The organism is Tenacibaculum sp. Mcav3-52 (genome assembly GCF_022347665.1).
GTDB lineage: Bacteria > Bacteroidota > Bacteroidia > Flavobacteriales > Flavobacteriaceae > Polaribacter > Polaribacter mesophilus.
In genome coordinates, this window is record NZ_JAKRGE010000006.1 from 1 (window position 1) to 14,767 (window position 14,767).

A 14,767-nucleotide genomic window follows, 5' to 3' on the forward strand; every position below is an offset into this window, starting at 1 on the left:
CAGTTGTCGGTTGATTCCCATTGACGTACAATCTCTCCACAGCCGTCTACTACTGTATTGCTTACTTCGGTAAAGACTACGTCTACTACGCTATCGCAATTATCGGTTGCAGTGATAGTTGGTACTGATGGTATGGCTTCACAGTCGACACTTACATCGGCTGGTTCTGCTGATAATACAGGCGCAATGGTATCGGTTACCGTAATGGTTTGGGTATGACTTACCGTGTTACCACAGTTGTCGGTTGATTCCCATTGACGTACAATCTCTCCACAGCCGTCTACTACTGTATTGCTTACTTCTGTAAAAACTACATCTACTACGCTATCGCAGTTATCGGTTGCGGTAATAGTTGGTACTGTTGGTATGGCTTCACAGTCGACACTTACATCGGCTGGTGCTGCTGATAATACGGGTGCTGTAGTATCGGTTACTGTAATGGTTTGGGTATGACTTACCGTGTTGCCACAGTTGTCGGTTGATTCCCATTGACGTACAATCTCTCCACAGCCGTCTACTACTGTATTGCTTACTTCGGTAAAGACTACGTCTACTACGCTATCGCAATTATCGGTTGCTGTGATGGTTGGTACTGATGGGATGGCTTCACAGTCGACACTTACATCGGCTGGTGTTGCTGATAATACGGGTGCAGTGGTATCGGTTACTGTAATGGTTTGGGTATGACTTACGGTGTTACCACAGTTGTCGGTTGATTCCCATTGACGTACAATCTCTCCACAACCGTCTACTACTGTATTGCTTACTTCAGTAAAGATTACATCTACTACGCTATCACAGTTATCGGTTGCAGTGATAGTTGGTACTGATGGGATTGCTTCACAGTCGACACTTACATCGGCTGGTGTTGCTGATAAAACGGGTGCTGAAGTATCAGTTACCGTAATGGTTTGGGTAAATTGTCCACTTGTTCTTCCACAACTATCTGTAAATGTCCAAATATTAGTATATGTTCCTATAACAGGACAATTAGTTGTTGAAGCCTCAAAACTTCCAGGTATTTTGGTTATTGTTAAATCACAACTTGCTTCTGGTGTAAGTAATTGCGCCGTAGCTAGGGCAGCACTATCTTCACAAGACACTGTTCTATCTAATGAATCGACTGTAGTTGTCCAATTAGCCTCGTCAGGTTGGTTAATACTTATCTCATTAGGTAAATTATCTCCTATGCCACAAGAATCAACTGATTTAGAACTTAAAGTTGTTTGTGTACTATTATTTTCTTCTCCTGCATAAGTTGCTATTAATTGCATTTGAAATTTATCGGAACACATTTCTTCTAGAAAATAACACTGTTTTTTTACTTTCACCTGAAAACTTAAACTATATGGTGTATCTCCAACATCTGTAATTCCATCAATAGCATCAAAGGTTAATAATCTAGTTGTTGTATTATAGCTATAAGTAACCCCAAAAGGTAACCCTATTATTGGTTCTATTAAATCTACTTCTTGAGGTATTGTTGTTTCTATTGTTAAGTCTTTTACATTGTCATTACCATTGTTTTCTATATTGACTGAAAAACTAACAGTGTCTTCTACACTACTAGTATTTGTTGAGCTTGATAATATTAATGGGGCTAAATCTGGTTTCCAAACATCTACAGACAATCCTATTAAAAAGAGTCCGTATGTTTCTTGGTTTGATGTTAATCTTATTGTCGCAGAAGTTTGATTGTTAGCTATTATACTATTTCCTGGATTACTAAGAGCAAATACATCTGCATCAAATCCTAAAGTATTAGTACTAGCTGGATTTCTATCTATAAAGTTACTTCCATTTTTAGCTATTCTACTATTAAAAAAATTACTTGAACTCCTTAAACTATATGATAAATCTACCCAATTGTTACTAGTATTTTTTATTTGTAACCTGTCTCCTGATAAATCTCTATCTCCTTCTAAGGCACCTATTACTACATCTACATCTACATCTCCTGTTGGTACTGTTTGAAAACCACTAAATCCAATTTCAAAATTATTAACACTACTTGTAACATGTGCGTAACCATCAAAAAGCGATATATTTTTTGCTGGTAAAGTAGGGCTTTCATATACAAATACTATTTGCCAACCTCCAGAAGTTCCTGTATTTCCTCCACCATGTGAAGTCAAACTTCCTTCCTTTGCCCTAATATTAGCTACTTGATAAGTTCCATAGGGTGTTGCCAAAGCTTTTACTTCACTTGTGATATCCTTAAAACAAATGTATGGATCATTAACAAAGTGACCTATCTCGTCTCTTCCTCTATAAATAACATCATCAGCAGTTATAGTTGTATAACCTAAACTTCCTGGTAATTGCAATTTTACTTTATTATAATCCCAATTGGGTTCATCTGCAGAATTGTCTTCCTCTTTATCAGCTGCTGCCCAGTATAAATATGCTTTCTTTATACTTAAACAACTAACTGTTGGCTCTGGGTTAGATAAGTTTGCGCTACTTGAATTGAATGTACTTGCATCACTATCTATATCAACAAAAACGTTATTACTAAAGTCATGGTTTCCGTCGCTTCCTATATAGCTCGTTGTTTTATTTCTTGATAAAACATTATTTGCTATTAATGTTACATTTCCTTTAACTGCTTCTGAAAATCTAGGTTGGAATCCTTTTTTTATTTGGGCTTCTAATTTTCCGCCAGCAACGAGAAAAACCACTATAAAAAATAAAGTAAAACTAGTAATTTTTTTCATGTCCTCTAAGTTTTTCTAATAACAACAATCTTATGCTAATCGTCTAATTGTCATTACTCTGATTTGGTATATATGTTTTTATATTAATCTTGCTAGAGGGAGCTTTTTTCTGTAATGACACTTGCTCTTGAAGGTCATTTACCAGGAGTTCTATACAATTCCAACTTCCTAATTTGATATTGTATGGTTTAGTTATTTTTAAATAAAGTATTTTACTTCTTTTAGGTAGTACTTTTAATGCTTTTATAAGAGGTTTCTTTTTTTCATCTAATAATGAATACTCTAATATCGTTTCTATTTTTTCTTGATTTTTGCACGGTACATTGTTTATGGAAAAACGATATTCTTTTTCTACTATGCTATTATTGCTAATCTTTAGTTTATGCACATGCACTCTTTCATAATCTGGTTTATCACTATAGGAAACTACCGATAACTCTGTTAAATTTTGTGAACAAAGACTTAAACCGCTACCTAAAAAGAATAAATACAGTAGTTTTTGAATAATATTTTTTCTCATATTATTTGTTTTATAATTATTATACTACATATACAAGCAATAAAAGTTGTATATCTAACTTTAAAAGTGGGGGTAACTGTAATTTTGGGGGCAGGGTAATTAAGAGGTACGCATTTCAGAGTATTATATAAGTATAACACATAAAGAATGTACAATAAGATTTTTCGAGGAAGCCAATACTAAATGGAATAGTATTATTTTTGAGGGATTAACGTTTTTTAAGTTCTAAAAAACAGTTATACCAAAAGTAGCATTTATTTTTAGGTTTAAAAAATGAAAAGTTAAAAAAGGGGTTTTTCCCCATACTTGTTTAGTAAAAATATGTTGTTGATATTTTATAATACTTCTTACTAAATTAGGTAATTTTGCGATATGATACAAAACGATACAATTATTGCTTTAGCAACACCAGCAGGGGTTGGTGCTATTGCTATTATTAGACTTTCTGGAGAAAATTCTATAAAAATTGTGGATTCATTTTTCTCTTCTGTAAAGAAAAATAAATCATTATTAAATCAAAAATCTCATACCTTACATTTAGGTCATATTGTGAATAATGGAGTTGTTATTGATCAAGTTTTAGTATCTATTTTTAAAAATCCGCACTCATATACAGGTGAAGATGTAGTAGAAATTTCGTGTCATGGTTCTAGTTTTATTCAACAAGAAATCATTCAACTTTTCTTACAAAATGGTTGTAGAATGGCTGATAATGGTGAATTTACCATGCGTGCCTTTTTAAATGGTAAAATGGATTTATCGCAAGCGGAAGCTGTGGCTGATGTGATTGCTTCAAACTCTGCTGCTTCTCATCAAATGGCAATTCAGCAAATGCGTGGAGGAATTACCAATAAACTAAAAGAATTAAGAGGACAACTACTTGATTTTGCAGCTTTAATTGAGTTAGAACTCGATTTTTCTGGTGAAGACGTAGAGTTTGCTGATAGAACCAAGTTTAAAGAATTAGTAGCTAAAATATCGGCAGTTTTAAAACGTTTAATAGATTCTTTTGCCTTTGGGAATGCTATGAAAAATGGAATACCTGTAGCTATTATTGGTGAACCAAATGTTGGAAAATCTACTCTATTAAATGCTTTGCTTAATGAAGAAAAGGCTATCGTATCTGATATTGCTGGTACAACTCGTGATGCTATTGAAGATGAATTAATTATTGATGGTGTTGTTTTTCGTTTTATCGATACCGCTGGAATTAGAGAAACTGAAGATGTTGTTGAAAACATCGGTATCAAAAAAGCATATGAAAAAGCAGAAAACGCACAATTAATTATATTTTTAATTGACTCCAATAAGTATATACATTCTAAAGACTTATTCTTAGAGGAAATTGAAACTATACACCAACGTTTTCCAAATAAACGTTTATTAGTTATAGCTAATAAAATAGACACCTTATCATGCCATGACTCCTCTATTCTACAATCTGAGATTGAAAACTTAATTTTACTTTCTGCAAAACAAAATATTGGAGTTGACGAGTTAAAACAAGAACTTATTTCGTTAGTCAATACTGGAGCTTTAAGTAATAATGAAACCATTGTTACTAACTCTCGTCATTTTGAAGCATTAACTTTAGCTTTGGAAAGTATCAATTCTGTTAAAAATGGTATTGAGTTAGATATTTCTTCTGATTTATTTGCTATAGATATTCGAGAATGCTTACGTCATTTAGGAAATATTACAGGTGAATATGATGTGGATAAAGATATTTTAGGGCACATTTTTGGAAATTTCTGTATCGGGAAGTAAAAAACGAAACTCTTCAACAAAATATTGAATTTAAATATATTCGCTCGGATTTTTACCCGTGTACTTTTTAAATGTTTTATTAAAATGACTTGAGTCTGTAAAACCTGTTTTCTCAGCAATTTCACCTATGCTTAAACTACTTTGTTTTAACAAGCTTTCTGCCATTTTTATTTTGGTTTCCATTATATAACGCTGTAAGGATATACCTGTATGTTTCTTTACAAAAATACCAACATAGTTTGGTGACAAATGAAACGTTTCTGCAATAACATCAACCTTTATAAGTTCTTTATTTTGTACATTTTGTCGTATATACGTCAATATTAAATCTACCTTATTCTTATCGTAAACATGTCCACTATTTTTTAATGTAGACTTTAAGTTTCTCGACAATATAATTAACAAAGCTCCAAACAATTCAGATAATACATTACGACTGTAAGTTAACGGACTATGCAATTCACTTTTTATCAAATGATAAAGTCTAAAAAGTTGCTCTTTATCTGTTTCACAACTAATTACACTTTTAGCTACAATGTTTCGATGAAAAATTACTGCCTCTAAATTCTTTCTCCAATAAGTACTTGTAGAAAATGTAGCCTTTTCTAAAAACATCTGTTCTGTAAATTTTAGCACTCCAAATTTTGTTGGCTCACCAATAATAAACTCATGTTCATCCTTTGGAGTTAAAAAAAATAAATCTCCCTCTTTATAACCAATAACACTTTCGTTTAAAACATGTTTTCCGCTTCCTTTTAAAACAAAAGTCAACTCAAAAAAATGGTGCTTATGTCTTGGGTAGCCCCACTCCTTCTCTGCATCAAACTCAAATACATCTAAGTTCTTGGTAATATAAAAACGTTGTGTCATTAGAATGTTTTTATACAAATATACAATGTATTCATACAACAGCATAACTTAAAATAGCTGCTAATTTTGCAGTCACAACAGTTAATTAAACAATATAAAATGAAAAATAATAGCATTATAGCATTGGTTATCATAGCGGTAAGCTTAACATTAAATGCTTGTAAAAAAGAGCAAAAGAATACACGTAAAATAAGTTCTACTTCAACAAAAAATGTGGCAAAAAAAAGCTATTGGCCTAACGGAGCACAATTAGTCATTTCTTTTTCAATGCAGTTTGAAACAGGAGGACAACCTGAAGGAGCTGAAAGTCCTTTTTCAGGAAACCCATTACCTAAAGGAAATCCTGATTTGCCTGCTGAAAGCTGGTTTCGTTATGGAGCTAGAGAAGGAATGTGGCGGATGATGGATTTATGGGATAAACACAATATAAAAGTAACCTCTCATGTAGTAGGTGAAGCTGCAATAAAATATCCTGAAATCGCTAAGGCTATGGCCAACAAAGGACACGAAATAGCTGCTCACGGAATTGCTTGGGACAATCAGTGGAATTTAAGTTACGAAGAAGAACTTGCCTTTGTTAAAAAAGGAATTGACACAGTAGAAGCAATTACAGGAAAAAGAGGACGTGGATACAATGCCAATTGGTTACGTAGAAGTCCCAACACTCTTAAGGTTTTACAAAAACTTGACTTTTTATATCATATTGATGATGTAAGTCGTGATGAGCCTTTCATTACTAAAGTAAGAGCTAAAAACTTTGTTGTAATGCCTTATACGTTGCGTAACAATGACATTGTAAATATTACAGGTAAAAACTGGTCGCCAGATCAATTCTTATTCCAACTAAAAACAGAATTCAATCAGCTTTATAAAGAAGGTTCCTCTAAAAGAAGAATGATGAGTGTGAGTTTACACGATAGAATTGGAGGTACTCCAGCAATAATTAATGTTGTAAATCAATTTATTGAATATGCAAAACAACATGAAGGTGTAGTATTTATGCGTAAAGATGATATTGCTAAAATGGTAATAAACGATCCTAATACACCAATTGATAACGCCGAAATAAAATTTAACAAATAAGAGTATCAACATGAAACATGCAATCTATTTATACCTTGTATTTAGTACACTAACAATTATTAATGCGCAAAACTAATTACCTTTTCAATTAGAAAAAGATTGGAGTTAAAAGGGTTAAAGAACCCTGAAAGCATAGTGCTCGATAAAACAAACCAAGTAACATTCCGTAAATAATCAAAATAAATGAGTTCACAATATCAAACTGAGAGGTTAATCATACGACCGACAAATACTGAAGATACCGACTTTATTTTCAACTTATTTAATACTCCTAAATGGATTGAAAACATTGGAGATAGAAACATAACTTCTACTACTCATGCAAAGCAATATATTGAAACAATTATGCTTGAGCAACTCAAGCAATTAGGATACTCTAGCTATACTGTAATTAGACAATCTGATAATGAAAAAATAGGAACTGTGGGACTTTATGATCGTGAAGGAGTTGATGGAATTGATTTTGGCTTTGCTTTTTTACCTCAATTTGAAGGTAAAGGATATGCCTTTGAAAGTGCTTCAAAAATAAAAGAAGTAGCTATAAATGATTTCAGAATTCAAAACCTAGTGGCTATTACACGTCCTAGTAATACTGGCTCTCAAAAGTTACTCAATAAATTAGGTTTCAGCTTTAAAAAAGACATCATTCTTCCTAAGCATGAGTTTAAAGAATGGTTATTATATACTATAAATTAATAATTAAACTCTTATGAAAGTAGAAACCATAAACACCGCTGGGAATTGGTCTGTACATTGGACAGAATCCTTAAAAAAAGCCATTCAATTAGGAGTTAATAGTCATAAAATTGGACAACAATTATTATTAGAAAATAAACGTGTTAAAATATGGCATATTGAATTGGAACCCGGAAAAAGTCTTCCGTTTCATAAACATGATAAACCTTATTTTTATGTTTGTCATACAAGGGGTAACTCTCGTTCTTATTTTTCTAATGGTTCTATAATTGAAACATCCTATAAACCTAATGATATTAAGTACTTTAATAACTTAAGCACTAAAAACTACTTTATACATAATCTAGAAAACATAGGTACTACCACCCTACATTTTACAACTGTAGAGTTTGCGGAATAAGACAATGTATTTTCACAAGTAAAACATGAAATTATACAACAAAAACATCTTCAAACCGTAGTAAATTTGTACTATTAAACAATTAAAACTTTGTAAATCATGGCTTTTAAAAAGTTGTATCAACCCTATAATAAAAATGGCTTGACATTAAAAAATAGATTTTTAATGGCTCCCATGACACGTTCTAGAAGCTCACAGCCTGGTGATATTCCTAATGAACTAATGGCTGAATATTACGGACAGAGAGCTTCTGCAGGAATAATTATATCTGAAGCTACTCAAGTTTCATTACAAGGAAAAGGCTACGCTAAAACACCTGGAATTTACACACAAGAACAAATTGAAGGTTGGAAATTAATTACTGACGAAGTCCATAAAAAAGGAAGTAAAATATTTTTACAACTATGGCATGTTGGTCGCGTATCTAGTTCTAAAGTAAACGGATTACAACCTATTGCTCCTTCTAAAAAAATTGCCAAAGACACCAATGTTTATATTTTTGATGGAGCTCCCAATGGTGATGCTACTTTTGTACCTGTAGAAGAACCTAGAGCAATGACAAAATCAGACATTAATCAAGTAATTGAAGAATTTAAAACGGGGGCAAAAAATGCTATTGAAGCAGGTTTTGATGGTGTTGAAATTCACGGAGCCAATGGATATTTGATAGACCAATTTTTAAGAAGTAATTCTAACCAACGAACTGACGAATATGGGGGAACTAAAGATAATAGAGTTCGATTACTAACCGAAATCACTCAAGCAGTTGCTCAGGAAATAGGTAATGAAAAAACCGGAGTTCGCCTCTCCCCTTTTATTAGTTTTAAAGACATGAATGATCCTGAAATATTAGACACTATAATGATTGCTACTCAAGAACTTGAAAATATTGGAATTACCTATTTACATTTATGTGAAGCAGATTGGGATGATGCTCCTGAAATTCCTAATAATTTTAGAGGGAACCTACGTAAAACATTTAGCAAAACTATTATTGCTAGAGGAAATAAAACACCTGAACAAGGAGAAGATTTACTAGAAAAAGAGCTGGTTGATTTAATTGGGTTTGGACGCAATTTTTTTACGAACCCCGATTATCCGATAAGAGTAAAACTAAATGCTCCATTAAACAAAATTACTAATACTCATACGTTATTTGGTGGTGGGGATGCTAGAGGATATACAGATTATCCTTTTTTGAAACAAGGAAGCATGGATACTATTGAAGAAAAATAAAGCCTGAAGCTACCGACTCCCTAGCCTGGAGTTGGGGCTTACCCAAAACTTTATAAGTAGTAATTATACATAATACTTTGTTTTCTATTTGTTCGAAACTATTGTATAAAATTATTCAAAAACAATTTCTATATCTTGTGTTAAGGGAAGACTTTGACAACTTAAAATATATCCTTCTTTAACATCTTCTTCAGATAAAGTAAGATTCTTTTTCATAAAAACTTCTCCTTTGTTCAATTTACACATACAGCTAGAACATACTCCTCCTTCACATGAATATGGAGGATTATAATTATTATCTAACATAGCGCGTAATATAGTTTTACCCTTTGGAATATGTATGTTTATTTCTTCTCCATCTAAACTAGCAGTTAAATGAGCATTATCGATGACTTCTGTAGTTTCTTCTAATCTTCCTCCTCCAAAGCTTTCAATAAGAATTCGAGTATCTGGAACATCCATACTCTGTAATACTTTTTGAGTATTTTCTATCATAGTACCAGGCCCACAGATAAAATATTCTGCATTCTGCGCATAGGGAGAAATTATATTACTTTGTGTATCTGGAAGTAGATTCATTTTTTTCAAATTTACAACGGTTAACTACGCTTATAAAACAGATTACTTTCTACTTATACTTGTTTATACTTTTACAAGCAATTAAATTAAAAAACAAAAGATGGGATTATACATTACTAGCGGAGCACTTGCTAGCTTTAAAGAAATGGATGAAGAAGCTTTTAAACATTATTCTTCAGTATTTAAAGATGTTAACAAACTACTAGAATTAAATGGGCTTACACCTTACGAAGAACCAACCGAATTAGAAGGTGGTTCTTTAGAACTTGGTGGGTTTTCTTACGATTTTATTCATCACTTAAGGCGTTTTTATGCTTATTGTGCCGAATATGAAGATTGGACTCCTATTCCATTTAGCCCTAACAGTAAGCCTAGTGAAGATTCTATTATAGATGATCATGCATCAGACCTTACTTGTCATCTTATATGTCATTCAGATTGTACAGGTTTTTATGTTCCTGTAGATTTTATCGATATTGTTTTTGATAATGATGAAATTCCTACTGATGGTGCAATGATTGGTTCGTCATACACTCTATTTAAGGAATTAAAATTTATAGCAAATAAGCTTAATATTCAACTAGATGAAGACGATACTATTGTAAATATTGAAGCTGTAAATAAATCAATAAACGCAGAAGAAAATTTTTGGAAAGAAAAACTAGTTTGGTGTGAGTTGTTCAAAGCTGCAAAACATAGTATTCACAACAAAGCAGCTATAGTTTTTCATTAAAAACATCAACAATTAATAAAACACATCTCATAAATGGAAAGAGAGATAATAATACAGTTACAAGAAAAAAAATATCAATCTTTAGGTAAACTTACCACAAGTAAAATTATTGATCTTTTTATTGAAAGCGAAAACGAAGCTTTACTCCATAAATTTCAAGGTCAATTTTATCCGTATCGTCATTATGATATTAATGCAACACTAACAAAAGCTTTAAAAGGAATAGACAAGCAAAAAATTATTGATGCTTATTTTCACGCCTCTAGATTAGGTATTATTACAAAAGTAAAAGAAAACAATTACCCTCTTTTCTTAAAAGGAATTGAAAAAACACTTTCGTCTCTTGGTGAGGGATATAATATTAATATTTTAAGACCTAGTACGGTATATTTACTCTTTGGAGTGAACTCACTAAATGATATAGAAAACCTGTACAATACAAAGTATAGCGAGTTTTTAGAAAACTTAAAATTTGTTATCAAGGTGAACTCATATACTAGCTATCCTAGTTTACGAAAAAAACTAAAAGCATCTCTTTTTTTAGAGAATGAAATACTCTTAAAAAGAGCTCAAAAAATAACGCCTTTCTTTAATGAGTTCAATTTTGAAACAGCGGGAGCTTTAGTATTACTATTAACAGACTCTTCAATAAAATCGAAGCAAGTTCTTTTAGAGTGTCATAAAAGAGAGTTATCTAGAGAAACTGTTTGGGTTCTTGGTAGTTTTTATAAAGATTTTAAAACTTCCGAAGCAAACAAGTTACTTCTTAACGATTTATATAATAAATATCCTACAAAATGGATTAACGAATATTATAACACTATTTACTAACCGTTTTATAAGTATTTTTGCCTAATGGATTCACTCACACAAATTGTTCTTGGGGCAGCTGTTGGAGAAGCTGTATTAGGTAAAAAAGTAGGAAACAAAGCAATGCTTTATGGTGCCATCGCTGGTACTATTCCAGACTTAGATGTTTATGTTGGTAAGCTTTTTGACACTGTTACTGCTCTAGAAATACACAGAGGTTTTACACATTCTGTATTTTTTGCAATTGTTTTCGGGTGGATTTTTGGTTGGCTTATCTCTTTATATGAAAAAAATGCCTCCACTAAAGAATGGGCTCTACTTATGTTTTGGGGATTTATAACACATCCAATTCTAGACGCACATACCACTTGGGGAACTCAACTTTTTTGGCCACTTGATTTGCGGTTAGCTTTTAAAAATATATTTGTTATTGACCCTTTATACACATTACCTTTCTTAGTATTTCTACTAATGGCAATGTTTCAACGTAAAGGGACAGCTAAAAGAACAAAGTATAACAATTTAGGACTAATTATTAGTAGCTCTTACATGGCAATTACCCTTGTTATTAAAGGAATCACTTACTCTAAATTTTCACATGCTTTAAAAGAACAAGGGATTTCTTATAAAGAAATAGAAACCAAACCTACGCCTTTTAACACCATTTTATGGTCTGCAAATGTTGAAACAGATGATGCTTATCTAATAGGTTATTATTCTTTTTTTGATACTAAACCAATTGAATTTTATTCCTACCCTAAAAATCATCATTTATTAGACGATTATAAAAATAATGTTTCAATAAAACGACTTATTAAAATTACCAAAGGTTGGTATACAATTTCAGAAAAGAATAATTTAATTTATTTAAATGATTTACGTTTTGGATTATTAAGCGTAGCTCCTAATTTTCAGCAGTTTGCTTTTAGTTTTCAAATAACAAAAAAGCAAAATAAAATAGTTATAAACGAAGTGCCTAGAAATCGTGAAAAAGCTAAACAATTATTAACAGATCTTTGGGTTAGAATTCAAGGAAATTAATTGATAAATCATAGTTTATACCGTAAATTTGCCATTATATTATAATTGCAGAATAACTCTGTTTTGAGACAAAAATATTTTCACTTTTTTTCTATCATTTTTTTAGTTCTTACTCAATTTGCATTTATTACTGCATTATTGTTTGAGCATAAAAATACTTTTACAATACTATCGTTAACAACACTTATTACTACACTTATAATTTATAGTTACATAAAGTTTTTTAAAATTAAAAGAGTAGATTTTGAGCCATTCTATGTAGTAATTTTTGTTATAATTGGAGCTATACTTACAAGTTACTTACATCTTTTCACTAAATTAAATTCTGTTTTTGCAGCAACACTTATTGGTACAGTTGCTTCTTTTTTGCCTGATTTAAATAAAAAGTCGAAGGTTTTACAAAATATTCCCAATGCTATGTATTGTGGTTGTTTTGTAGGAATGTCACAAAAAAACGTTGCTATTGATTATAGCCTTATAATTATTGCAGGTATCATAGCGGGTATTTTTTTTATACTCTCTAAAAACCTTTTTAATGGAGTTGGTGGTAAACTGGGTACTCTTGCCTTTGGTAGTGTAGTTATTTCATCGTTATTTCTTTTAATTCTTTCATAGTGCTTACCACCATATCAATATATTTAACAAGCATACTTGGGGCTTTTTTAACGTTTTTAGTAAGTACAAAATACAAACAGGGTCCTGTAAGAGCTTCTGCTCTACTCACTCTTTTTGTTGCTAGTACATGTTCTCTTTTTTCTGAGTTATTTTCTGAAGATATAGCCAATCAAATTCCTTGGGTATTTTTTGGTGCTTCTTTTGTTGGTATGACCTCTAGTAAACTTACTCGTAACTATACTTCAATTATTTTTGCAGGAATTGTTTTTGGATTTATCTATACGGTTAGTCCTACTTTTTTTAATGGTTATGGAGGCGCATTAGGTACAGCCGCTTGTATTTCTATATTAGTTGTTATTGGAATGAACAATCTTATCCGACTTTTAAAAGCTTCAAAAAAGAAAAAAGGCTTATTGAAAAAACTTTAATTTTAATAAGGTACTTTTGCCTTGTAAATTGTTGCTTTCTTTTTAGAAGTTATTTTATAAATACTTCCTGCTTTTAAGAGGGCTGATTGTCCCTTTTTTAAATTTAAAACAGATTTTGTTTCTACTATTTCTATCTCTCCATCAATGACTATTAAAATTTCTACTGATCTAGATTTTGCCTTGTATACTTGACTTTCTCCAATATTAATTTTACTCAATTCAAAATCTTTTGCTTCTGTCTCATACACTCTTTCTAAATTATCTTTTTTCAAACAACCATACAAAACTTCTGGATTTGTTTCTTCAAAAACAATATTCTTCAATAGCTCAGCAACATCTACATGTTTTTTTGTTAAACCTCCTCTTAAAACATTATCTGAATTAGCCATTAATTCTATATTTTGACCTTCTAAATAAGCATGGGGTACTCCCTCTTTTTGGAAAACAGCTTCTCCTTTATTTAATTTCATTATGTTAAAAAAGTATATAGAAAAAATTCCTCTATCTAGTTTTTTATTATTTGTAGATTCATCAACAACTTTTGCTGCCCAAAAGTCAGGACTATTTTTATCTAATTTTTTGTTCTTATATAATGGAGTAATTCTATCTATTAAAGGTTTTAATATTTCATATACTTCTTCATTTGATTTTTCCATCACATTTTTATATAATCCAAAATATCCTTCTTCTTTAAATATATTAACTAACTTTTTAAATTCTGGTGTTTCTTCTAATCTTGTTATTAATTTACTTTTGGGTAAGAAACCGTGTAATAACCAAAATTCACTCAAAGCAACCATAATTTCCGGCTTGTGATTATCATCTTTATAGTTTCTGTAAGGTGCTGTTAATGGAATTCCTAAAATATTTTCTTCCTTAAATCCTTTTTCTGCATTTTTTTTTGAAGGATGAACCTGAATTGACAATGTCTTTTTTACATCTAACACTTTAAATAAAAAAGGTAATCTTCCGTATTTTCTTGCTACTCTTTTACCTAAACATTTTTTTAAGTTTCTTTTTAAAAAATTATCTAAAGTTTGATTTCCAACAGATGTTTTTATTATAGATGGAGCTTTTCTGTGTGCTCCTAACCAGTACTCTGCTATTTTTTTTCCGTCGTTTTTTCTTTTTAACAACTTTGTGATATAATTATCACCTCCCCAATCATAATTTTGAATCTGCCCTGTAAGCGCTAATAAATTAAATGTTTGTGTAGCTTCATTAATCATATCTTAATATTTTAATAGTTACTTGCTAAATCTTTTTATTTAT

15 protein-coding genes are annotated in these 14,767 nt (G+C 31.3%); 10 read left to right on the forward strand and 5 right to left on the reverse strand.

Going from position 1 to position 14,767, the window contains the following annotated elements:
* Together MHM83_RS13870 and MHM83_RS13875 are read right to left on the reverse strand one after the other, a co-directional pair.
* On the reverse strand, window positions 1–2,717 hold a 2,717-nt coding region (locus MHM83_RS13870; protein ID WP_441351203.1), incomplete at its 3' end, for an HYR-like domain-containing protein.
* 43 nt (window positions 2,718–2,760) lie between these two features.
* Window positions 2,761–3,237 carry a hypothetical protein gene (locus tag MHM83_RS13875; RefSeq protein ID WP_047788936.1) on the reverse strand — a complete coding sequence of 159 codons (477 nt, stop codon included), beginning with the start codon at window positions 3,235–3,237 and terminating at the stop codon, window positions 2,761–2,763.
* 372 nt (window positions 3,238–3,609) lie between these two features.
* On the opposite strand from MHM83_RS13875, the gene mnmE reads away from it, so the two are divergent.
* Window positions 3,610–5,004: a tRNA uridine-5-carboxymethylaminomethyl(34) synthesis GTPase MnmE gene (gene mnmE / locus MHM83_RS13880; protein WP_239180390.1), complete on the forward strand. Its 1,395-nt coding sequence runs from the start codon at window positions 3,610–3,612 to the stop codon at window positions 5,002–5,004.
* A gap of 30 nt (window positions 5,005–5,034) precedes the next feature.
* On the opposite strand, the gene MHM83_RS13885 is transcribed toward mnmE, so the two are convergent.
* A complete protein-coding gene (locus MHM83_RS13885) occupies window positions 5,035–5,874 on the reverse strand; it encodes an AraC family transcriptional regulator (protein WP_239180392.1) in 840 nt (279 codons plus the stop codon).
* A 99-nt stretch (window positions 5,875–5,973) separates the two neighbouring features.
* On the opposite strand from MHM83_RS13885, the gene MHM83_RS13890 reads away from it, so the two are divergent.
* The 4 genes from MHM83_RS13890 to MHM83_RS13905 all read left to right on the forward strand — a co-directional run bounded on the left by MHM83_RS13890 (window position 5,974) and on the right by MHM83_RS13905 (window position 9,289).
* The gene (locus MHM83_RS13890; protein ID WP_239180394.1) at window positions 5,974–6,957 is read left to right on the forward strand and encodes a polysaccharide deacetylase family protein; all 984 of its coding nucleotides are present in this window, start codon (window positions 5,974–5,976) and stop codon (window positions 6,955–6,957) included.
* A 183-nt stretch (window positions 6,958–7,140) separates the two neighbouring features.
* Entirely contained in the window at window positions 7,141–7,653 is a 513-nt protein-coding gene (locus MHM83_RS13895; RefSeq protein WP_047788939.1) for a GNAT family N-acetyltransferase, read from the forward strand.
* Window positions 7,654–7,666: 13 nt separating this feature from the next.
* Entirely contained in the window at window positions 7,667–8,053 is a 387-nt protein-coding gene (locus MHM83_RS13900) for a hypothetical protein (RefSeq protein WP_239180396.1), read from the forward strand.
* Between the two features lie 99 nt (window positions 8,054–8,152).
* The gene (locus MHM83_RS13905; protein ID WP_239180398.1) at window positions 8,153–9,289 is read left to right on the forward strand and encodes an alkene reductase; all 1,137 of its coding nucleotides are present in this window, start codon (window positions 8,153–8,155) and stop codon (window positions 9,287–9,289) included.
* Window positions 9,290–9,400: 111 nt separating this feature from the next.
* Here MHM83_RS13905 and MHM83_RS13910 read toward each other — a convergent pair whose 3' ends face one another.
* Window positions 9,401–9,868, reverse strand: a complete 468-nt coding sequence (locus tag MHM83_RS13910) for a 2Fe-2S iron-sulfur cluster-binding protein (protein ID WP_239180400.1) — start codon at window positions 9,866–9,868, stop codon at window positions 9,401–9,403.
* Window positions 9,869–9,968: 100 nt separating this feature from the next.
* Between MHM83_RS13910 and MHM83_RS13915 the strand changes: the two genes are divergently transcribed.
* From MHM83_RS13915 to MHM83_RS13935, 5 genes are all read left to right on the forward strand, one after another.
* Window positions 9,969–10,601: a hypothetical protein gene (locus MHM83_RS13915; RefSeq protein ID WP_239180402.1), complete on the forward strand. Its 633-nt coding sequence runs from the start codon at window positions 9,969–9,971 to the stop codon at window positions 10,599–10,601.
* A 33-nt stretch (window positions 10,602–10,634) separates the two neighbouring features.
* The gene (locus MHM83_RS13920) at window positions 10,635–11,432 is read left to right on the forward strand and encodes a hypothetical protein (protein WP_239180404.1); all 798 of its coding nucleotides are present in this window, start codon (window positions 10,635–10,637) and stop codon (window positions 11,430–11,432) included.
* 24 nt (window positions 11,433–11,456) lie between these two features.
* A complete protein-coding gene (locus MHM83_RS13925) occupies window positions 11,457–12,452 on the forward strand; it encodes a metal-dependent hydrolase (RefSeq protein WP_047788953.1) in 996 nt (331 codons plus the stop codon).
* Between the two features lie 63 nt (window positions 12,453–12,515).
* On the forward strand, window positions 12,516–13,067 hold the full coding sequence (locus MHM83_RS13930) for a hypothetical protein (protein ID WP_239180406.1): 552 nt from the start codon (window positions 12,516–12,518) through the stop codon (window positions 13,065–13,067).
* On the forward strand, window positions 13,067–13,495 hold the full coding sequence (locus tag MHM83_RS13935) for a hypothetical protein (RefSeq protein ID WP_047788954.1): 429 nt from the start codon (window positions 13,067–13,069) through the stop codon (window positions 13,493–13,495). Before MHM83_RS13930 ends, MHM83_RS13935 begins: the two co-directional genes overlap by 1 nt.
* A 2-nt stretch (window positions 13,496–13,497) precedes the next feature.
* Here the strand turns inward: MHM83_RS13935 and manA are convergent, their stop codons facing one another.
* Window positions 13,498–14,724: a mannose-6-phosphate isomerase, class I gene (gene manA, locus MHM83_RS13940; RefSeq protein ID WP_239180408.1), complete on the reverse strand. Its 1,227-nt coding sequence runs from the start codon at window positions 14,722–14,724 to the stop codon at window positions 13,498–13,500.
* Between the last annotated feature and the right edge of the window lie 43 nt (window positions 14,725–14,767).